At 71.6% G+C, this 19,894-nt stretch carries 20 protein-coding genes; 7 read left to right on the top strand and 13 right to left on the bottom strand.

Annotated elements, in window-relative coordinates; all coding sequences use genetic code 11:
- Positions 1 to 5: 5 nt before the first annotated feature.
- The 3 genes from mftC to mftA are packed head-to-tail and all read right to left on the bottom strand — an operon-like array spanning position 6 to position 1,651.
- Positions 6 to 1,229, bottom strand: a complete 1,224-nt coding sequence (gene mftC / locus MMF94_RS27960) for a mycofactocin radical SAM maturase (protein ID WP_241040198.1) — start codon at positions 1,227 to 1,229, stop codon at positions 6 to 8.
- Positions 1,230 to 1,248: 19 nt separating this feature from the next.
- Positions 1,249 to 1,542, bottom strand: coding sequence for a mycofactocin biosynthesis chaperone MftB (gene mftB, locus MMF94_RS27955; RefSeq protein WP_241040197.1), 294 nt, complete (start codon positions 1,540 to 1,542; stop codon positions 1,249 to 1,251).
- A gap of 7 nt (positions 1,543 to 1,549) precedes the next feature.
- Positions 1,550 to 1,651, bottom strand: coding sequence for a mycofactocin precursor MftA (mftA, locus tag MMF94_RS27950; protein WP_241040196.1), 102 nt, complete (start codon positions 1,649 to 1,651; stop codon positions 1,550 to 1,552).
- 61 nt (positions 1,652 to 1,712) lie between these two features.
- On the opposite strand from mftA, the gene MMF94_RS27945 reads away from it, so the two are divergent.
- Complete coding sequence (locus MMF94_RS27945) at positions 1,713 to 2,888, top strand: GNAT family N-acetyltransferase (protein WP_241040195.1); 1,176 nt, start codon at positions 1,713 to 1,715, stop codon at positions 2,886 to 2,888.
- Between the two features lie 12 nt (positions 2,889 to 2,900).
- On the opposite strand, the gene MMF94_RS27940 is transcribed toward MMF94_RS27945, so the two are convergent.
- Together MMF94_RS27940 and MMF94_RS27935 are read right to left on the bottom strand one after the other, a co-directional pair.
- Complete coding sequence (locus MMF94_RS27940) at positions 2,901 to 4,406, bottom strand: GMC family oxidoreductase (RefSeq protein ID WP_241040194.1); 1,506 nt, start codon at positions 4,404 to 4,406, stop codon at positions 2,901 to 2,903.
- A 130-nt stretch (positions 4,407 to 4,536) separates the two neighbouring features.
- Positions 4,537 to 5,202, bottom strand: coding sequence for a helix-turn-helix domain-containing protein (locus tag MMF94_RS27935; RefSeq protein WP_241040193.1), 666 nt, complete (start codon positions 5,200 to 5,202; stop codon positions 4,537 to 4,539).
- 178 nt (positions 5,203 to 5,380) lie between these two features.
- Between MMF94_RS27935 and MMF94_RS27930 the strand changes: the two genes are divergently transcribed.
- Entirely contained in the window at positions 5,381 to 6,682 is a 1,302-nt protein-coding gene (locus tag MMF94_RS27930) for a DUF4232 domain-containing protein (RefSeq protein ID WP_241040192.1), read from the top strand.
- 2 nt (positions 6,683 to 6,684) lie between these two features.
- On the opposite strand, the gene MMF94_RS27925 is transcribed toward MMF94_RS27930, so the two are convergent.
- Both MMF94_RS27925 and MMF94_RS27920 read right to left on the bottom strand, forming a co-directional pair.
- Entirely contained in the window at positions 6,685 to 7,848 is a 1,164-nt protein-coding gene (locus MMF94_RS27925; protein WP_241040191.1) for a DUF418 domain-containing protein, read from the bottom strand.
- Positions 7,835 to 8,434 (bottom strand): hypothetical protein, encoded by a 600-nt coding sequence (locus tag MMF94_RS27920; RefSeq protein ID WP_241040190.1) that lies wholly within the window; start codon positions 8,432 to 8,434, stop codon positions 7,835 to 7,837. The genes MMF94_RS27925 and MMF94_RS27920 overlap by 14 nt, the downstream gene beginning before the upstream one ends.
- A gap of 121 nt (positions 8,435 to 8,555) precedes the next feature.
- Here MMF94_RS27920 and MMF94_RS27915 point away from each other — a divergent pair, with 121 nt between their 5' ends.
- Both MMF94_RS27915 and MMF94_RS27910 read left to right on the top strand, forming a co-directional pair.
- Entirely contained in the window at positions 8,556 to 9,755 is a 1,200-nt protein-coding gene (locus tag MMF94_RS27915; protein WP_241040189.1) for a sensor histidine kinase, read from the top strand.
- Entirely contained in the window at positions 9,752 to 10,402 is a 651-nt protein-coding gene (locus MMF94_RS27910; RefSeq protein WP_277398842.1) for a response regulator transcription factor, read from the top strand. Before MMF94_RS27915 ends, MMF94_RS27910 begins: the two co-directional genes overlap by 4 nt.
- Before the next feature lie 4 nt (positions 10,403 to 10,406).
- Here the strand turns inward: MMF94_RS27910 and MMF94_RS27905 are convergent, their stop codons facing one another.
- The 6 genes from MMF94_RS27905 to thiD form a co-directional block, all read right to left on the bottom strand.
- Complete coding sequence (locus MMF94_RS27905; RefSeq protein WP_241040188.1) at positions 10,407 to 11,456, bottom strand: serine/threonine-protein kinase; 1,050 nt, start codon at positions 11,454 to 11,456, stop codon at positions 10,407 to 10,409.
- A 63-nt stretch (positions 11,457 to 11,519) separates the two neighbouring features.
- On the bottom strand, positions 11,520 to 12,335 hold the full coding sequence (locus MMF94_RS27900) for an FAD binding domain-containing protein (RefSeq protein ID WP_241040187.1): 816 nt from the start codon (positions 12,333 to 12,335) through the stop codon (positions 11,520 to 11,522).
- Entirely contained in the window at positions 12,332 to 12,916 is a 585-nt protein-coding gene (locus MMF94_RS27895; RefSeq protein WP_241040186.1) for a (2Fe-2S)-binding protein, read from the bottom strand. The genes MMF94_RS27900 and MMF94_RS27895 overlap by 4 nt, the downstream gene beginning before the upstream one ends.
- Complete coding sequence (locus MMF94_RS27890) at positions 12,913 to 15,204, bottom strand: xanthine dehydrogenase family protein molybdopterin-binding subunit (protein WP_241040185.1); 2,292 nt, start codon at positions 15,202 to 15,204, stop codon at positions 12,913 to 12,915. Before MMF94_RS27890 ends, MMF94_RS27895 begins: the two co-directional genes overlap by 4 nt.
- 167 nt (positions 15,205 to 15,371) lie before the next feature.
- Positions 15,372 to 17,024, bottom strand: a complete 1,653-nt coding sequence (gene thiC / locus MMF94_RS27885) for a phosphomethylpyrimidine synthase ThiC (protein ID WP_241040184.1) — start codon at positions 17,022 to 17,024, stop codon at positions 15,372 to 15,374.
- Between the two features lie 139 nt (positions 17,025 to 17,163).
- Complete coding sequence (thiD, locus tag MMF94_RS27880; RefSeq protein WP_241040183.1) at positions 17,164 to 18,021, bottom strand: bifunctional hydroxymethylpyrimidine kinase/phosphomethylpyrimidine kinase; 858 nt, start codon at positions 18,019 to 18,021, stop codon at positions 17,164 to 17,166.
- Between the two features lie 172 nt (positions 18,022 to 18,193).
- On the opposite strand from thiD, the gene MMF94_RS27875 reads away from it, so the two are divergent.
- The 3 genes from MMF94_RS27875 (at position 18,194) to MMF94_RS27865 (ending at position 19,891) form a co-directional block, all read left to right on the top strand.
- Complete coding sequence (locus MMF94_RS27875) at positions 18,194 to 18,634, top strand: nitroreductase family deazaflavin-dependent oxidoreductase (protein WP_241040182.1); 441 nt, start codon at positions 18,194 to 18,196, stop codon at positions 18,632 to 18,634.
- Between the two features lie 65 nt (positions 18,635 to 18,699).
- Positions 18,700 to 19,299: a class I SAM-dependent DNA methyltransferase gene (locus tag MMF94_RS27870; protein ID WP_241040181.1), complete on the top strand. Its 600-nt coding sequence runs from the start codon at positions 18,700 to 18,702 to the stop codon at positions 19,297 to 19,299.
- A gap of 22 nt (positions 19,300 to 19,321) precedes the next feature.
- Positions 19,322 to 19,891: a Uma2 family endonuclease gene (locus MMF94_RS27865; RefSeq protein WP_241040180.1), complete on the top strand. Its 570-nt coding sequence runs from the start codon at positions 19,322 to 19,324 to the stop codon at positions 19,889 to 19,891.
- The last annotated feature ends 3 nt before the right edge of the window (positions 19,892 to 19,894 follow it).

Raw genomic sequence — 19,894 nt, 5'->3', positions numbered from 1 at the left:
GCTCCTCACGAGCCCGCGACCGGGATCCGCAGCCGCGAGTCGGACGCGTCACCCGCCATCCCGGCGAGCGGGCTCGTCTCGCACGCCTTGTCGGGCCGGCGCCCGATCGTGACCGGGACGGGGCGCCGCGAGTTCCGCGGGGCGGAGCGGGAGTGGTCCACGTCCGACCGCGGGATGGCGACGGCCTCGTCGCGCGCGGCGAGTGCCTGCTCACCGAAGCCGCGCACGCACTCCGGGTCGGGACCGTCGAGGGGCAGGCCGGTGAAGAACTTGGCCGCCATGCAGCCGCCCTGGCACGAGTCGTAGAAACCGCAGCTACGGCAGGCTCCGCCGGTCTGCGGCTGCCGCAGCTGCGCGAACAGCTCCGACTCCCGCCACACATGCTGGAACCCACCCGGCGAGCGGACGTTGCCCGCGAGGAAGTTCTCGTGGATCGCGAACGGGCACGCGTAGACGTCCCCGACCGGGTCGATCAGGCAGACGACGCGGCCCGCGCCGCAGAGGTTGAGCCCGGGCAGCGCCTCGCCATAGGCAGAGAGGTGGAAGAACGAGTCGCCGGTGAGCACGTTGTCGCCGTGCGCCAGTAGCCACTGGTAGAGCTGGTGCTGCTGCTCGGCGGTCGGGTGCAGCTCGTCCCACACGTCGGCCCCGCGTCCCGACGGGCGCAGCCGCGTGATCCGCAGCTGGGCGCCGAACTTGTCGGCGATGGCCGCGAAGTCGTCGAGCTGGTCGACGTTCTCGCGCGTCATCACGACGCTGATCTTCGGTTGGCCGAAGCCGGCCTCCGCCAGGTTCTCCAACGCCCGCATCGCGGTGGCGTACGAGCCGGGGCCGCGCACGTGGTCGTTGACGGCGGCCGTGGCACCGTCGAGGGAGATCTGGACGTCGACGTAGTCGGTGGCCGCGAGCTGCCGCGCCCGCTTCGCGTCGAGCTTGATCCCGTTGGTCGAGAACTTGACGCCGACGTCGTGGCCGACCGCGTAGTCGAGCAGCTCCCAGAAGTCCGGTCGCACGGTCGGCTCGCCGCCGCCGATGTTGACGTAGAAGACCTGCATCCGCTGCAGCTCGTCGATCACGCCCTTGGCCTCGGCGGTGGTGAGCTCCCGCGGATCCCGGCGCCCGGACGACGACAGGCAGTGCACACACGCCAGGTTGCAGGCGTACGTGAGCTCCCAGGTCAGGCAGATCGGCGAGTTCAGGCCGTACTGGAAATGATCGACCAGCTTCACTGCCACTCCATCCGTATCTCTAGGACCGCTCTTCGATGGTGCCGTTCGCCGCCAGCCCGGCCAGGGCCCGCAGGTACGCCGGGCGCTGCGTCTCCTCGACGGCCGCCGCGTCGATCGCGGCGTTGACGGAGTCGTGCTGCTCCAAGCCGGAGACGACGGCGACGAGCTGCGGGGTTTTCAGGAACGACAGCTTGCGGGTGCCGAAGTGGTAGACGAGCGCCCCGAAGGGTTCGGGGCGCACCGCCACCTGCGGGCTGCAGCGATAGGGCAGGTCCGGGTCGAACCCGGGGCCTGCCGTGTCGCTCGTGGACACCGGGTCGCTAGTAGACACCGCACATGCCGTCGATCGACACCTCTTCGACGAGGGTCTCCTCGACGACGGGCTCCTCGGTCACGGACTCGGACTGCTCGATGGGGGACATGGGTCATCTCCTGCCGACGACGGGGTGATCCGGCCCGCACGTTAATTGGCACCCGGTGCCAATGACAAGGCTCGCGTTCGTCGACGCCGGGATCAGGACCGCGACCGCCGTGGTCGCGACCGCCGGGCATGCTGCTTTCGTGTTCGTTCCCCTCCTGCATCTGGCCACGCCCGCCGAGTGGCGCACGGCGCTCACCGCCGGCGTCATCGCACCGCCCTCGCTCGACGAGGTGGGGTTCGTCCACCTGTCCACACCTGACCAGGTCGCACTGCCCGCCGGGCGGCTCTTCCCGGGCCGCACCGATCTGGTGCTGCTCGTGCTCGACCCGGACCGGATCGTCGTCCCCGTCCGCTTCGAACCGGGGCTCCCGACCGACCCTGCCTCGATGCGCTTCCCCCACGCCTACGGCCCGGTGCCGGCAGCTGCGGTGCTCGGCGTGCTGCCCTACCGCCCGCGTGCCGACGGCGGGTTCGACGCGCCCGTCCTCGGCACCGTCGACCCGGGTTGGCGCCACGCGGTGCTCGAGCCTTCGCTGCTGCGCCGGATCGCCACGGCGGAGGTGCCGGTGACGGGAGGGGTCGCGGTCCGCACGACGACCGTGCCGGGCTCTCCCGAACACAACCAGCTCCTGGTGAGCGGCCGCGCGGACGCCGCGCAGGTCACCGCCGACGCCGAGCGCGTCCTCGATGGCTGTGCCGAACAGTGGGTCCTGCTCACGGGGGCGCACCTGGCGGATACCGCCGCGGGGCTCGCCGCGGGTGGCTGGCAGGTGCAGGAGCTGTTGGGGATGGCAGCGCCCGCGGGTGGGGAGCCGGTCGCCCGCGTGGCACAGGTCGACGCCGCCGAGCTGCGGCCCCTGGCGGAGGCCGCCTGGCGGCGGGACCTGCCCGGGATGGATCCCGCCCTGATCGCCGAGGCCCTCGACGGCCGGCGTCTCGAGGAGGCCGTGCTCGACGTGCGCCACCTCGCCGTCGCTGCCGGTGGGCGGCTCGTCGCGTCGGCGGTCCTCAAGATCGACGGCGGAACCGCGCTGATCGATGCGATCTCGACCGAGCCGGACCACCGTCGCCAAGGGCACGGCGACGCGCTGCTGCGCACCGGGATGGCTCTCGCTGCGCAGGCGGGCTGCGACCTGGTCGTCCTGGACGTGGTCGCGGACGACTGGACCCGGACCTGGTACACGCGCCGCGGCTTCGTCGAGGTCACGCGCTCCTGGTCGGCTCGCCGCACGCCCTGACCGTGCCGCGGATCATTCCGCGATCAGGACGGCGGCGCGCTCCGCGATGGCACAGACCGTGGCATGGGTGTTGGCGGAGACGATCGACGGCATCACCGACGCGTCGGCCACGCGGAGCCCGTCGATGCCGTACACCTTGAGGTCCGGGTCGACGACCGCCCCGATCCGGCACGTCCCCACGCCGTGGAAGTACGGCAGGAGGTTCATCCGGAGGTAGTCGCAGGCGCCGTCGTCGTCGTGCACACCGGGGCCCGGAAGCACCTCCTCGCCGCGCCAGGGATCCAGCGCGGTCGCCGTGCCGATCTCCCGTGCGATCCGCAGGCCGGTGACCATCACCTGCAGGTCTCGCCGGTCGGTGTAGTAGCCCGGGTCCACGAGTGGGGCCGTGGCCGGGTCGGCCGAGGCGAGTTGCACCGATCCCCGGCTGCGGGGGTCCATCACCGAGAACGCGATCGAGTAGCCCACCTCGGCCCCGAGCATCGCCGGGTTGTGGTACGGGCTGGAGACGAACAGGATCTGCAGATCGAGGACGTCGGACGTGGCATCGCTGCGCACCAGACCGCAGGCCTCGCCGTGGTTGTGCCGACCCGGTGGCATCGACCGGCCCGCGCTGTAGACGACGCTCGACATCGGATGGTCGTGCAGGTTCGCCCCGACCCCGGGGAGATCCAGCACCACGTCGACGCCGACGTCGCGCAGGTGGGCCTGCGAGCCGATGCCCGACAGCAGAAGCAGCTGGGCGGACCCGACGACACCCGCCGTCAGCACCACCTCCTCCATACATGCGGCGGCGACCACGTCGGTGCCGACGGCGTACTCCACCCCCGTGCAGCGTCCACCGGCGACGGTCACGCGGAAGGCGTGCGCGCCGGTCACGACGTCGAGGTTGGGCCGCTGCATCACCGGCGCGAGGTAGGCGTCGGCGGCGCTCTGCCGGACCCCGTCGACGATGTTGAGGTCAGGAAGGCCGAACCCCTCGTACCGGCCTGCACTGACGTCGATCGCCGTCGGATGACCGCGCTCGGCCGCCCCGTCCAGGAGCGCGCCGATCACCGGATGCGACGGGCGTGCCGGAGCGACGCTCAGCGGGCCGCCGACGCCCCGCAGTGCCGAGTCTCGGCCCTCGGCGTTCTCGGTGCGCATGAAGTACGGGAGCAGGTCGGCGAACCCCCATCCCGTGGCACCGGCGCCTACCCACGCGTCGTAGCTCGAGGAATGCCCGCGCACGTAGGCCATGCCGTTGATCGCTGACGACCCGCCCAGCCCGCGCCCGCGCGGCCAGGGCAGCGCGCCCCCGGTGGCGGCGAGCTCGACGGTGTGGGTGCACCAGTCCATCGAGGAGCCCAGCAGGGTCGGCCACGCGGGGGGAACGGCCGCGCGCTCGAGCGGGACGCGGTCGCCGGCCTCCAGCAGCAGGACACGAGCGTTCTCGTTCTCCGACAGCCGGGCGGCGAGCACGCAGCCGGCGCTGCCGCCACCCACGACGATGAAATCGTGCACCGATGTTGCATGGACCATTGCGCCGAGTCCTCCGGTTGAATCGACGTTCGGTCGGCTTCTCCCGAGAAATCGGGCGCCGCGCATATTCAGCTTGCCGATCGACTGCGGAATGCAGCGGCGCTGTGCCACTGAGCGGAACGAGAAATCGTCACCAGCCATCGCTCGCCAGCCGGCCGGCTTCTGCGTTGATCGTTTCGGCTACCCGGTCCAATGTGTTCGCCAGCCGATCGATCCCGCTCCCGCGAGGAAGCGTGGCGCTCAGCAGGCCGGCGTCACCGGAGGCGAGCGGGAACACCGTGGCGAGGCATTCGTACTCCGGCACGACCGCTCCACGCTCGACGGCCGTACCACCCACGGTCAGGGCCAGGGCCGCGGCCGATGCCGGGTGCGCGGCCGCCCGCATCTGCCATTCCGGGGGAATGGCGGGATCCACCATCGAACCGCTGACCTGGTCCAGGGTCACCGGCCCCGCACCGTCCCCGACGAGGAGGAAGGTGGACGCGCCGGTGGACATCGCGATCCTCCGCAGGCGCGGGCGCGTCAGGTACCGCAACCCGGACAGCGAGCGTGAGCCCGGACCGGGCTGCCCGAGGGACCGGCCCATGGTCCATGCCCGGCCCACCCGCTCGACCGCACCTTCCGCCGCCATCTGCACCAGCAGCCGCTGAACGGTCGACTTGGGTAGGCCGGTGCGCCGGGCCAGCGTGCTCACACCGACCGGCCCGGTTTCCTCCCGCAACTCACGCAGGAGCGCGAAAACGCTGCGCACCACGCTGCGACCGGCGACGTCGTCCATTTCGGTATCGGGCGCCACATCGTCAAGCTACCGACCGTCCCGGCTGGTCGAGCGCAATGATCCTAACCATTCGAAGAAATGTCGTCCCGGCCGGAACGGACGAATGGAACGCATCCCGCGGAGATCACCCACCCCACGCCCCCTAGAGTGCCGCCGGGCGCGGCCTCGTCCCGCGCGGGACGAGGGGTGCCTTTCCGTGCTGGACATCGACGTCGCCACGACCGCATGGCGGCTCCGGATCGCACGGACGGTCACGGTCGCCGGGCTGCTGGTGATGCTGGTCGGCGCCGTGGTCGCGGCCCGGTACACCCCCTTCTGGTTCGACCCGGGCGAGTGCAGCCTCCACGACCGCTGCGTCACACCGAAGTCGACCGCGATGCTGCAGGCGATGTGGTGGGTGGTGGGCATCGGCATCGTGGTCGTTCTGGCCGGCCTCGCCCTCACCTGGCGCGCATTACCGGGGACCCCAGAGCCCACCACGGCCTATCCACTGCCGGTGTGGGGCCGGGCCGGGGCCGCCGCCCTCGTGGGCGTGACGTTCGGCGGGGTGCTCGGGTTCCTCGTGCTGGGCTCCATGTTCTTCGCCTTCCAGGCCTTCCCGGTTGCGCTCTGCGTCTTCTGGCTGCTCCAGGGGCACGCGCTGGCCTGGGTCCAACTCCGGACCGCACCACCCCGCCGGTCGGTGCGGGCCGACTGGACGATCGGGCTCTCGGTGAGCGCCGTGGCCATCACGGTGGGAGCGTTGCCGGCCGTCCCCCACCTCGCGCTGGCGCTGTTCGCGCTCGTGAACGCCGCGGTTCTCGTCGCCGCCGTCCTGCTGGATCAGGCCCTGCCGGCGCGGACCGGGCGCCTGAGCGAGTACGGCCCCGTACAGCGACGCGCCGGGACGGTGCTCGCCGCGCTCGCCGTCGCGGTCGTGGGATACGTGGTGTTCACGGCGGTGCCGCACCCGGAACCGGACACGACCCCGCTGCCCTCGCCGCCGCAGCTGCAGCCGGCAATCGCCCCCGAGAAACTGCCGACGACATCGAACGTTCCTATGCCGACGCCACCGGTCGAGGCCGATACCCCGTGCGCGCCCGACGATCTCACGTGGAGCACCACCGGGTGGGACGCGACCATGGGCTCCCGGGCCGTCACCGTCGTCGCGACGCACCACGGGCGCCGTCCCTGCTACCTCGACGGGTTCGCCGGTATCACCATCGCTCAGGGCGGCCGGCCGCTCCACCTCGTGGTCGAGCCGGCATCGATCGCGCGGCCGGGCCTACCGGTCGCCGCCCAGCGGGTCGGCGTCGCCCCCCGTGGCACGGCCGCGTTCACCGTGTTCTGGAAGGGGTACGGCGCCGCGGCGGACCATAAGACGCCGCAGACGCTCGACGTCGTGCTGCCGGGAGGGGCAAACCCGAGCGCCGTACCACTCGGTGATGGGCCGCCCCCGTTCGATGTCGTCGATGGGGCCACAGTCCACGTTGACGCCTGGCGCCCCGGCGTGCCCTGATCTCACCCGCTCCCGGCCCGCGCGGGCGTGCGTCCCAGTCCCTGCACGCGGTGCGCGAGCAGCTCCAGCGGCCCACGGTCGAACCGTCGCAGCCACAGCGATGCGCCCACCATCAGCACCGCGCACACCGTTGCCCACAAGCCGACCACCCACCACGGCGGCGCGTCGGCGAAACGGGCCGCGAGACCGAGGCCCCAGCCGTAGCAGAGGAACGCACCGAGCACGTTCTGTGCCACGTAGCAGGACAGCGCCGTCCGCCCGACGGCGGCGAGCCCCCGCCGGGCCGGGCCGGGCGCGCGCCGCGACCTCAGCACGACGGTGGTCACCAGAGCGAGGATGCCGAGCGCCACCACAGGCGGAAGCAGGTAGCGGTCGACCAGGAACCAGTCCGGGCTCCCGAACGCCGTGAGCGCGTTCAACGGGAGCGCCACACCGAACCCGACGACCATCAGACGGCGGCGGATCCGCATCCCCGCTGGGGTGTCGGTCAGCGCACCCGCACGCAGCAGCAACGCTCCGGTCAGGAACAGCACCGTGGCCGACGGGATGATCAGCGGGATCTCGATGCGGAACAGCGGGAAGAACTGCAGCCGGGCGGCCACCTGTGCAGGCCAGCTCGCGGTGGCCGAGGGGTCGGCCACGGGCGGCGGGCCAGGGGTGTCCGGTACCGCGAGCAGCAGCGCGGTGATCCCGAGCATCAGCGCGGCGAGCACAGTGCCGACGACCGCGATCCACGCCCGGAGCACCCGGTCACTGCGCCCGATCAGGTACGCCACCAGCAGCGCGGCCACCGCGTACCCCATGAGCACGTCGAACTCGAAGACGAGGACGTAATGCAGCACCCCTTCGACGAAGAGGATCAGCGCCCGCAGCGGGTACCGGCCCGGCCACGGCAGGCCGCGGCGCAGCGCGGCGCGGTACTGCAGCTCGATCCCGATGCCGAACAGCAGCGTCAGCAAGGCGAGGAACTTCCCATTGGACAGCAGCCGAAGGCCTGCCTCCACCGGGTCCTGCGCCAGCAGCCCGCCCGACAGCCAGACGGACGCGCCCCCCGGAACGGCGAAGAGCCACGCGTTGGAAGCGAACGTGCCGAGGATCGCGATCCCGCGCAGGATGTCCAGCACGGCGATGCGGCCACGAGCCGGAGCAGGCTCAGCCGTTGACATCGGTGGTCTCCGGGGCACGGGGCGGGGCGAGTGTGGTCCACAGTGGCCATCCGACGAACCAGATCAGCAGGCCCACCGTGATTCGGCTACCCCAACCCCACATCGGGTCGGCGGACCAGTCGAGCGGCTGGGGCACGCCCGTGCCGGCCACCGTCGCCGTCAGCAGCATCACGCCGAACGCGATCCCCCAGGCCAGGGCGGCCTTGCTCCACTCCCGCCACTCGTAGGCCACCTTCGCGGCGCCGTAGCGGGGTGGCCGCGGCGGCGTCGGCCCTGCGGCGAAGCGGTGCGCGAACCGGGCATCGGCCCAGCGGATCATCGAGTGTCCGAACGCGACGGTTCCCCCGAGGTAGACCGCGGCCAGCCCGTGTGTGAGGCCGGGTGGCGAGCCGCCCGCCACGTCGACGAGTGACGCCGACACCAGCACGACGTCGAGGACGGGCACGAGCAGCAGCAGAACGGTGCTGAGCCGGTGGGCCCGCAGCAGGTAGCGCGCGGCGAGGCCGGCGGCGAGCAGCACCCAGAAGCCCACCTCGCAGGCGCCGATGAGCAGCACCAGCGGGTTGTCCGACAGAAAATCCCCCATGGCGGGAAATGGTTCCCGCCGGGGACGCTCCGGTCGTCGGTCCTCGGACCGATCTCCCCGGCCACCGGCGTACGACCTTCGATTGACGCGCACGGTGAACCCGACGTGCTGAAATGTCCGCGTGCGGCTGTCGGGGCGGGAGCGAGCGCAGGACGCGCTCAGAGCCGTGGCCTACTTCGTGGTCGGCGGGCTCCTGCTGCTCGTCGTTCCCGAGGTCGCGGTGTCCGTGCAACCCGGACAGGCCGCGCCGCCACTGTGGACGGGGCTGGCTGTGCTCGCCGCGGCGTGCCTCGGTGAGACGCAACGGCGCGAGCGGCCGGTGCTCGGACTGGCCGTCGCCTGCGCCGCGGTGCTCACCGGCCTGTTGGGCTCGGGGAGCAGCCCCCTCGGGTCCGTACTGGTGGCAGGCGACATGATCTACTGCGCCGTCCTGTTCAGCACAAAACGCACGAGCCGGATGGTGGCGGGCGCCGCAGCGGTCGTGGCCGGCGGTCTCGGACTGGCCAGCCTCATCTCCGACGGTGGCCGCGCGGCCCTGCTCACCGTGCTCAATCTCGGCCTGGTGCTGGCGGTCCCCGTGCTGTGGGGCCACGAGGTGCGTCACCACCGCGAGCAGGCCGACACCGAGCGCGAACGTGCCGAACAGGCCCAGCGCGTCGCCGAACTGGACCGCGCTGCCGCCGTCACAGCGGAGCGGACGAGGATGGCCCGCGACCTGCACGACGTGATCGCGGGGCAGCTCTCGGCCATCGCGATCCAGTCGGAGGCGGCGCTCACGATGTCCGACGCGGATCCGGCGACCCTGCGCCGGGTGCTCACGTCGGTACGCCGGAACAGCGTCGCCTCACTCGCCGAGATGCGCACCATGATCGGCCTGCTGCGGGCCGACGACCCGGCAGAGACGGAGCCGCTCACGTCTCCGGCCGGCCTCGACCGGCTCGACGCCCTGCTCGACGCCGGACGGGCCAACGGGCTGCGCATCGACGTGGACGACCGCCGCTCGGCACCGGAGCAGATCCCGGCCGCCGTCGACCACACGGCGTACCGCATCGTGCAGGAGTCGCTGACGAACGCGGCCAAGCACGCACCGGGCAGCACCGTGCGGATGACCGTGGCGCACCACGACGGAGAACTGGTGATCGAGCTGCACAACGACCTCGTCGCCGACGCCCCACCGGCCGGCGGCACCGGTACCGGTCTGCTGGGACTCGGTGAACGCGCGAGCGCGGTGGGCGGCACGGTCGAGGCCGGCGCCCGCGGACGGACCTGGAGCGTGCGCGCGGCGCTGCCCACGCCGATCCCGGACGGCGTGCCGCGGTGACGGTGCGCGTGGTGGTGGCGGACGACCAGGCGGCGATCCGCACCGGGCTGATGATGATCCTCGACTCCGCACCGGACATCACCGTGGTCGGTGAAGCGGGCGACGGGCTCGCGGCCGTCGCGATGGCCCGGCAGACCGCGCCCGACGTGGTGCTGATGGACATCAGGATGCCGGGCATCGACGGTATCGAGGCGACCCGCCGCATCGTGGGCACACCGGACCGGGTGTGTGAGGTCCTCGTCCTCACGACCTTCGACCTCGACGAGTACGTCGACAGCGCTCTCGCCGCCGGGGCGGCCGGGTTCCTGCTCAAGTCCGTCGACGCGCCGTCGCTGCTCGCGGCCGTGCGCGCCGTCGCGAGGGGCGACGGGGTGCTCGCGCCGGAGGTCACCCGCCGGGTCATCGCGCGCCTCGCCCCACCGGCCCGCCGCCCGCAACCGCCTGCCGGCATCGGCGATCTCACGCCGCGGGAGACAGACGTGCTCACGTGCCTGGGGCGCGGCATGTCCAACGCCGAGATCGCGGCGGCGCTGGTGATCACGGAGGCGACGACGAAGACGCATGTGTCGCGGGTGCTGACGAAACTCGGCCTGCGCTCCCGCGTACAGGCAGCGATAGCAGCCCAGGACGCAGGTCTGGTGGGCTGAGGGGCTACCTCGTGACCCCGGACGGTGCGGGCGACTGCTCCGGTTCGGCCGCGGCAGGGACGTCCGAGGTCGACGTCGATGCCACGGTGAGCACCGCGACCGCTGCGGTGAGGATGCAGAGCACGAGCCTGGACACCAGGGGTCTGCGCTGCCACCAGCGGCCCGGCTGCTGCCGATGGCGCCCGTGCAACCGGCCCGACGGTGAACCGCGCGGCCGCAGGTAGGGGTCGGCGGCGAGCACAGCAGCGACCTGGGCGGCCGTCGGCCGCAGGCGTGGGTCGTCCCTCGTCATGGCAGCGAGGAGCTCACCGAATGCCGGGGGCAACCCGGCGGGCACCACCGGAGCGCGGTGCAGCCGTGCCGTCGCCGACTCCACGGCGAGACCGGGATACTCACGGCGCGCGGTCAGAGCCTCCAGCAACACGAGCCCGAGCGCGTAGACGTCCGCGGGTGGCCCGACATGTTCCCCGCGGACCTGTTCCGGTGCGAGATATGCAGCGGTGCCGACCACGCACCCGTTCGCGGTCGCCACGGTCGCGTCGACGGTGCGGGCGATGCCGAAGTCGGCGAGGCGCGGCCGGAGGCCGTCGAGCAGGACGTTGGCCGGCTTCACGTCGCGGTGGATGATCCCGCCGTCGTGCACGTGGGCCAACGCCTCGGCGAGCTGCCTGCCGAGCATCTGTACCGCGCCCGGCGCCAGCGGACCCCGGCTGATCCGCTGCGCCAGCGTCGGCCCCTCGACGAGGTCGGTGACGACGAACGGCCTGCCGTCCGCGGTGCCACCGTCGTGCAGCCCGACCAGGCCGGGATGGCGCAGCCGGGCCAGCAGCTTCATCTCCTGCCGCTGCTGGCGCCGGTCGTACGCGGAGGCTCCCGCGTGGAAGTGCTTGACCGCCACCTCGGCGCCGCTCATCAGGTCGCGGGCGCGATGCACCACGGCCGAGGACCCGATACCGAGCACTCGGCCGAGGGCATAGCGGCCGGCGATGAGTCGTCGACCGTCCGGGAAGGCTCCGTTGCGATCCCCGGGCGATGCGGACTCCTCGAGGCCCATTTCTCCCGGTTCCCCCGTTTCGCACATCCCATGCGCGAAACGGCGGATCGTCCCCTGGACGGATCAGCGGGCAGCAGCGGTGGTGAGCGCTCGGCGGGTGAGGACCCTGGCCAGGTGACGGCGGTACTCCGCGGTGGCAGCCAGGTCGCTCGACGGCTCTGTGCCTTCGGCGGCGAGTGCGGCGGCGTCCTCGATCGACGCCCCGTCCGCCAGAGCGGCCTCCGTGGCCGTGGCCCGCAGCGGGGTGGCGCCCATGTTGACCAGGCCGACGCGCCCGTCCACCGTGGCGACCCCGACGATCGCCCAGTCGTTGGCACGCCGGACGAACTTCTCGTAGCCCCACCCGGCGCTGCCCGTGCGGGGCACCCGGATCTCGACGATCAGCTCGCCCGGCTCCTTCACCGTGGAGAACACCCCGGTGTAGAAGTCGGTGGCCGGCACCTCACGCTCACCCTGGGGGCCGCGCAACACGATGGTGCCGCCGAGCGTGAGCACCGCCGCCGGCAGGTCGGACGCCGGGTCGGCGTGGGCCAGCGAACCGCCGAGCGTGCCGCGGTGGCGCACCTGCGGGTCACCGACGGTGCGGGCCACCGCCGCCAGCAGCGGCACCTCGGCCGCCAGCACCTCGGAGGACTCCACCGCGCGGTGCCGGGTGCCGGCACCGATCGCGACCTCGTCGCCCCGCACCTCGATGTAGCGCAGCTCGGGCAGCCGCCCGATGTCGATGACGACCTCGGGGGCGGCGAGCCGGAGCTTCATCACGGGCAGCAGCGAGTGGCCACCGGCCAGCACCGTGGCGTCCTCGCCGTGCTCCGCGAGCAGCGCCAGCGCGCCGTCGAGGGAGTCGGGGCGGGCGTAGTTGAAGGCGACGGGGATCATGCACCGCTCCCGGTGGAGAAGCCCGGTGCGGACTCGACGCCGCCGGCCGGGGACTGATCGGCGTCCGCCGCGACGGAGGTGGTCTGTGCGGCGTCGGGGTTCTGCCCGCTCGCGGCGAGCACCGCGCGCACGATGTTGTGGTAGCCCGTGCACCGGCAGAGGTTGCCCTCGAGGCCCTCGCGCACCTCACGCTCGGTGGGCTTCGGGTTCTCCTCCAGCAGGCTCACCGTCGCCATCACCATGCCGGGCGTGCAGAAGCCGCACTGCAGGCCGTGCTCGGCGCGGAACGCCGCGGGCACCGGGTGCAGCTCGGTGGAGTTCGCCGAGAGCCCCTCCATCGTGGTGACCGACTGCCCGTCGGCCTGCACCGCGAGCACGGTGCACGACTTGACCGACTCGCCGTCCACGAGCACGGTGCACGCGCCGCAGGAGGTGGTGTCGCACCCGATGTTGGTGGCTTTGAGCCCGACCACGTCACGCAGGTAGTGCGCGAGCAGCAGGCGCGGCTCGACGTCGGCCGTGGTCTCCGAGCCGTTGACGGTGATTCCGACCTTGACGGTCTGGTTCGTCGATGTGGTCACTGCGCTCCCCCGGAGCGGTCGTTGCGCGTGCCGCCTTCGCTGCGCGCGGCATTGATCGCCTCCCAGACCCGTAGCGGGCTGGTCGGCATGTCGATGTGGCGGACGCCCAGGTGTGACACGGCGTCGACCACCGCGCTCTGCACCGCGGGAGTGGCGCCGATGGTGCCGGCCTCACCGATGCCCTTCACCCCGAGCGGGTTGAGGGTGGTCGGCGTCTCCATGGCCAGCAGCGTGAAGCTGGGCAGCTCCGCCGCGGACGGGAACGCGTAGTCGGCGAAGGTGGCCGTGAGCGGGTTGCCGTCGTCGTCGTAGACGACCTCCTCCAGCAGCGCCTGGGAGATGCCCTGGGCGATGCCGCCATGGCGCTGGCCCTCGGCGAGCAGGGGGTTCACGACCGGCCCGGCGTCGTCGAGTGTGACGACCCGGTCCACCACGGCCTTGCCGGACTCGACGTCCACCTCCACGACGGCGACGTGCGCGCCGAACGGGAACGTGGGCGCCCCGCTGTCGAACACGCTGTCCACCTTCAGCTGCTCGCGCTCCGCGAGCTGCGCGAGCGAGACGCTGGTGTCCGTGCCCCGGACCGACACAGCGCCGTCGACGACCTCCAGGTCGTCGACGTTCGCCTCGAGCACGTCGGCGGCCCGCTGCTTCGCCAGCTCCACGAGCTCGCCTGCCGCCTGGTGGACGGCGACGCCGCCGGTCTGCAGGCTCCGGGAACCCATGGTGCCCGCGCCACGCGGGATGAGGTCGGTGTCGCCGTGCTTCACCGTGATCTTCTCGATCGGGATGCCCAGGCGGTCGCTCGTGAGCATCGCCCACGCGGTGGCGTGGCCCTGGCCGTGGGGCGAGGTGCCCGTCAGGACCGTGACCGTGCCGTCCGGGTGCACCTCGACGGAGGCGTCCTCGGCGAACGCGCCACCACCGGTGATCTCGACGTAGGCGGAGATCCCGATGCCGAGCTGGACGACGTCGCCACGCTCGCGGCGCCGCGCTTGCTCGGCTCGCAGCTCGGCATAGTTCGCCCCATCCAGGACGCGGTCGATCGCCTTCGCGTACTCGCCGCTGTCGTAGATCGCCCCGCCCTTGGTCTCGAACGGGAACTTGTCCGGCGCCACGACGTTGCGCTTGCGGACCTCGGCGGGGTCCATGCCGATCTCGGCGGCGAACAGGTCCATGGCCCGCTCGATCGCGGCCGTGGCCTCGGGACGACCGGCGCCCCGGTAGGCACCCGTCGACGTCGTGGTGGTCACGACCGTGCGCGCCCGGGACTCGACCTTGGGGATGTCGTAGACGCCCGGCGCCATCTGGCGGGTGAAGAAGGGAAGGAAGACGCCGAGGCGGGGGTAGCCACCTGCGTCGGCCAGCACGTCGAGGCGGTAGGCGAGCACGTCGCCGTCGCGGTTGCCACCGATCGTGATGGTCTGCAGCTGCGCGCGGCCCTGCAGCATCCCGGTGAGGTTCTCCGAGCGGGTCTCGTTCCAGCGCACGGGCCGCTGCAGCCGCCGCGCGAACCACGCCACCAGCGCGAACTCGGGGTCGGCCCCGATCTTCGCTCCGAAGCCACCACCCACGTCCGGGGCGATCAGGTGGATCAGCGCGGCGTCGACACCCAGCCAGCCGGCGATCTCGTCGCGGGCGGACTGCGGGTTCTGCGTGGACGCCCAGAGCGTGACGCGCCCGTCGTCGCCCCAGACGGCCGCGGCGGCGCGCGTCTCCAAGGGCGCGGCGGCGAGCCGCTGGTTGACGATGTCGCGCGTGACGACGACCTCGCAGCCGTCGAAGAAGTGCTCGTCGAACTCCTGGTCGTGCCCGAATCCGCCGGCGAGGTTGGTGCCCACCTCCTCGAAGAGCAGGACCTCGTCCTTCAGCGCCTCGCGGGGGTCGACCACCGCGGGAAGCGGGTCGTAGTCGACCTCCACCAGGTCGGCGGCATCCTGCCCCTGGTAGGAGTGCTCGGTGAGCACGGCGGCCACCGGCTCGCCGACGAACCGCACCTTGTCGGTGGCGAGCCACGGCCGGACCATGCCGGGGTTCGCGCCGGCGAACAGCAGCGCCGGAGCGAGGTCGATGTCGGCGCCGGTGAACACCCCGACGACACCGGGCGCCTCACGGGCGGCCTCGACATCGACGGCGGTGATCCGACCGTGCGCAAGTGGGGACCGCACGAACGTGAGGTGCAGCGCACCGTTCAGCCGTTCGTCGGTCAGGTCATCCGTATATGTGGCGCCCCGGGAAAGGAACACCGGATCCTCGGTGCGGACCACACGCGTGCCCATGATGCTCATCGCCTGCGAGCCTAGCTCCCGGAACACTTCTTCGTCTGACCGCGTGACAAGTTCTCCGGCACGTGCTTTTGGCGCTCGCACTGCCGGTGACCAGGGCTTTACACAGAAGCCACGTTCGCGTCGCGGTGCGCGGCGTGAACGTGGCTCCCGGCAATAAGGGGAGGTTCTCAGGCCTCCGACAGCGGCAGGTAGACGCGGCCCCCTGCGTCGGTGAACTCGTCCGCCTTCTCCGACATCCCCGCCTCGATCGCCTCCACGCTCGTCAGCCCGTGCTCCTCGGCGTACGCCCGGACGTCCTGCGTGATGCGCATCGAGCAGAACTTCGGCCCACACATGGAGCAGAAGTGCGCGGTCTTGGCCGGCTCGGCGGGCAACGTCTCGTCGTGGAAGGCGAGCGCCGTGTCTGGGTCGAGCGACAGGTGGAACTGGTCGAGCCAGCGGAACTCGAACCGCGCCGCCGACAGGGCGTCGTCCCGGGCCTGCGCGTGCGGGTGGCCCTTCGCGAGGTCCGCGGCGTGCGCCGCGATCTTGTACGTGATCACGCCGGTCTTGACGTCGTCACGGTCCGGGAGCCCGAGGTGTTCCTTCGGCGTGACGTAGCAGAGCATCGCGGTGCCGCGTGCAGCGATCGTGGCGGCGCCGATCGCGCTCGTGATGTGGTCGTAGCCCGGTGCGATGTCGGTGGCGAGCGGGCCGAGGGTGTAGAACGGCGCCTCGCTGCACCACAGCTCCTCCAACTGCACGTTCTCCGCGATCTTGTGCAGCGGGACGTGGCCGGGGCCCTCGATCATCACCTGCACGTCGCGGGCGCGGGCGATCGTCGTGAGCTCACCGAGGGTGCGCAGCTCGGCGAGCTGGGCCTCGTCGTTGGCGTCGGCGATCGAACCGGGCCGCAGCCCGTCACCCAGGGAGAACGTGACGTCGTAGGCGCGCAGGATGTCGCAGAGCTCTTCGAAGTGCGTGTAGAGGAACGACTCGCGATGGTGCGCGAGGCACCACGCGGCCATGATCGACCCGCCCCGGGAGACGATGCCCGTGACGCGCTTCGCGGTGAGCGGTACGTAGCGCAGCAGCACGCCCGCATGCACCGTCATGTAGTCGACGCCCTGTTCGCACTGCTCGATCACCGTGTCGCGGTAGACCTCCCAGGACAGCGCGGCCGGGTCGCCTTTCACCTTCTCCAAGGCCTGGTAGATCGGCACCGTGCCGATCGGCACCGGCGAGTTCCGCAGGATCCACTCGCGCGTCTCGTGGATGTTCGCGCCCGTGGACAGGTCCATGACGGTGTCGGCGCCCCACCGCGTGGCCCACACCATCTTCTCGACCTCCTCCTCTATCGAGGAGGACACGGCCGAGTTGCCGAGGTTCGCGTTGATCTTCACGAGAAACGACTTCCCGATGATCATCGGCTCGGACTCGGGGTGTCGCCGGTTCGCCGGGATCACGGCCCGGCCGCGCGCCACCTCGGAGCGCACCAGCTCGGCGGTCACACCCTCGCGGACGGCGATGAACCGCATCTCCGGGGTGATCACTCCGGCCCGTGCCCACGCCAGCTGCGTGGCCGCGCCGTCGACGGGCTCCCGCGCGGCGATCCACGGCGCGCGCAGAGCCGGGAGCCCCGCGCGGACGTCGATCTCCGCGTTCTCGTCCGTATAGGGCCCTGACGTGTCGTAGACATCGTGGTATTCGCCGGTGCTGAGCTCGATCCGGCGGACGGGGATCCGCAGGTCGTCGGGACCGTCCAGGTACACCTTGTGCGAGCCCCGGATGGGACCGGTGGTGACCTTCGGTGCGACGGTGCGGTCCTCGAGTGCCGTCATGGCATCGTCCTTCCTACGCCGGCATTACCCGGACAGGTTCTGCGGTCGGCGACGTCGATCAGTCGCCCTCTCAGCCCGTTTCCCCACGAGCTCCCGCGTGTCATCTCCAGTTGTGCTCACCGGCCGAGCGGCCGGGAGATCAGGGGGTGGGCTCCTCCCACCAGTGACGGATGGCCCAGAGCGGCGACACCGGGCCGTGGCCCGCGCCGAGCGGGTAGGAGTTGCGGACGGCCTCCACGATGTAGCGCTTGGCGAGCACGACGGCCTCCGGTACCGCCAGCCCGCGAGCGAGCCCGGACGTGATGGCGGCAGCCATGCTGTCGCCCCCGCCGTGGGTGTTGCCGGTGTCGAAGCGGGGGCCGGGCAGTTCGGTGAAGGTGTGGCCGTCGTAGAGGAGATCGACGCAGCCGTCGGCGTCCTCGCTCAGGTGCCCGCCCTTGACCAGCACATATCGCGGCCCGAGGCCGTGGAGCACCTTCGCCGCCTCGTACTGGGCGGTGCGGTCGTGCACGTCGATGTCGATCAGGAGCCGCACCTCGTCGAGGTTCGGGGTGATGACGGTGGCGCGGGGGAACAACAGCGTGCGGTAGGCGTCGAGAGCCTCGTCGGCCAGCAGTTGGTCGCCGTGCATCGACGCCGCGACGGGGTCGATCACGAACGGGATGGGGCCGCTGCCACCGATCCCGACCCGGTCGCAGGCCCCGACAATCGCCTCGATGATCGGACGGCTGGCGAGCATGCCGGTCTTCGCGGCGTCCAGCCCGATGTCGGTGGCCACCGACTCGATCTGGGCCGCCACCACCTCCGGCGGAATGGCGTGCACACCCGTGACGCCCACGGAGTTCTGCACCGTGACCGCTGTGACCGCCACGCATCCGTGCACCCCGCACGCCGCGAACGCGCGCAGGTCGGCCGGGATGCCGGCACCACCGCCCGAGTCGGTGCCCGCGATCGTGAGCACCCTCGGCGGCGTGACGCCCACCGTCGGCTCCCCCATGTCGCCTCCCTACGCCGGCATTACCCGGACAGGTTCCTTCGGTCGGCGGCGCCAGCCACCCTCTCAGCCCGCTTGCTGCGAGCTCCCGCGTTGTCCCGACCGTAACCTGAAGAGCCTCTGGTGCGCCAGAGATCACGGAATGGCCGGGGGGCCGACGCGGTTTGGAGCTGACATGCCTCTGAAGGGTGAGTTCGAGATCAGCCCGGTCGACTGGGTCCGGGACATGACCAACAAGATCATCGAGAACGGCACGACCGACGGACAGACGATCCAGGATCGGGCCGTCGTTCTCGTGACCGTCCGCGGCGCGAAGACCGGCAAGCTGCGCAAGGTGCCGCTGATGCGCGTGGAGAACAACGGGCAGTACGCGATCGTCGCGTCGCTCGGCGGGGCCCCGAAGAACCCCGTCTGGTACTACAACGTCAAGGGCGACCCGCACGTCGACCTGCAGGACGGCACAGTCACCAAGGACTACACGGCACGTGAGGTCTTCGGCGACGAGAAGGCCGAGTGGTGGGAGCGCTCCGTGGCCGCCTACCCGCCCTACGCGGACTACCAGAAGAAGACCGACCGGCAGATCCCCGTCTTCGTGCTCGACCCGATCACGGACTGAACCGCGGCGCCCCCGGCGTCACGGGCATTGGCGCCGGGGGCAGCGCCGAGGGATCCTCGACGACCATGGGTGCCGTCTTCGATCGGATCGGCGAGGCCTACGAACAGGCCTTCAGCGACCGGGAGGCGCAGCTCGGGCTTGGGCGCGACCTCATCTCCCGCCTGCCGCCTCAGGCCCGGGTGCTCGACCACGGGTGCGGCGCCGGTTTCCCCACCGCCCGGCAACTGGCCGCTGCCGGGCTCGCGGTTCTCGGCGTCGACGAGTCGGAGCGGATGCTGCGCCTCGCCAGGGAGCGGGTGCCGGTAGCCCGGTTCGAGCAGCGCGACCTGCGCGACCTCGACCCCGGCCTCGGCACGTTCGACGCCGTCACCTCGTTCTTCGCGCTGCTGATGCTGTCGCGCGCCGACATCTCCAGGGTGCTCACGGGCCTGGCCGCCCGCATACGTGAGGGCGGCCTGCTGGCTCTCGGGATGGTCGCAGGAGACTTCGACGCCGTCGAGATCGAGTTTCTCGGCGTGCCCATGGCGGTCAGCGCCTACCCCACTCCCGAACTGTCGGCAGTCGTCGCGGCTGCCGGCTTCGACGTGCTGCAGTGCGACGAGGTGCAGGTTCCGGGGGCGGGAAGCACCGAGACCCAGCAGTTCCTGCTGGCGCGGCGACGTTGACCGGCGTGCCAGACTCCGTCCCGTGACGATCCGGCCGGTGGCCCCGACCCACCTGCTGACCGTGGCCGAGGACCTCGAGATCGGAGAGATCGAGCCGGGCTACAGCGAGCTGGTGGAAGGCCGGCTGCTGATGACCCCGACCTCCGCGCCGGACCACAACCACGCGGAGCTGGAGATGGCGGTGCAACTCCGCAGCCAGCTACCGCCAGGACTCCAAGTCATCTTGGACATGGACGTCGATCTCGAGCTCGCGCCCACCGAGGCCCCCGGCACCGTCCGCAGGCCCGATCTGATCGTCGTGCCCCGGGAGGTACGCAAACGCGTGCGGGCCGAGGGCGGGATCATCCGGGCGTCCGAGGTGCTGGTCGTGATGGAGGTGCTGTCCCCTGGCTCACGGCGCACCGACCATGTCCACAAACGCGGCGAGTACGCGGACGCGGGGATCCCGCACTACTGGATCATCGACACCGCCGAACCGGTCTCCCTCCTCGCCTGTCACCTCGCGGGCGAGTTCGGATACGCCGACGCCGGCTCGGTGACCGGCACGTATTCGGCCACCGAGCCGTTCCCCGTCGAGATCGACCTCCTCTAGCGC

The sequence above is a fragment of the Pseudonocardia alaniniphila genome (assembly GCF_022524485.1).
In the GTDB taxonomy this organism is placed as follows: domain Bacteria; phylum Actinomycetota; class Actinomycetes; order Mycobacteriales; family Pseudonocardiaceae; genus Pseudonocardia; species Pseudonocardia alaniniphila.
The sequence above is the reverse complement of the archived record's forward strand: the minus strand, read 5'-3'. Positions and strand labels throughout refer to the sequence as shown.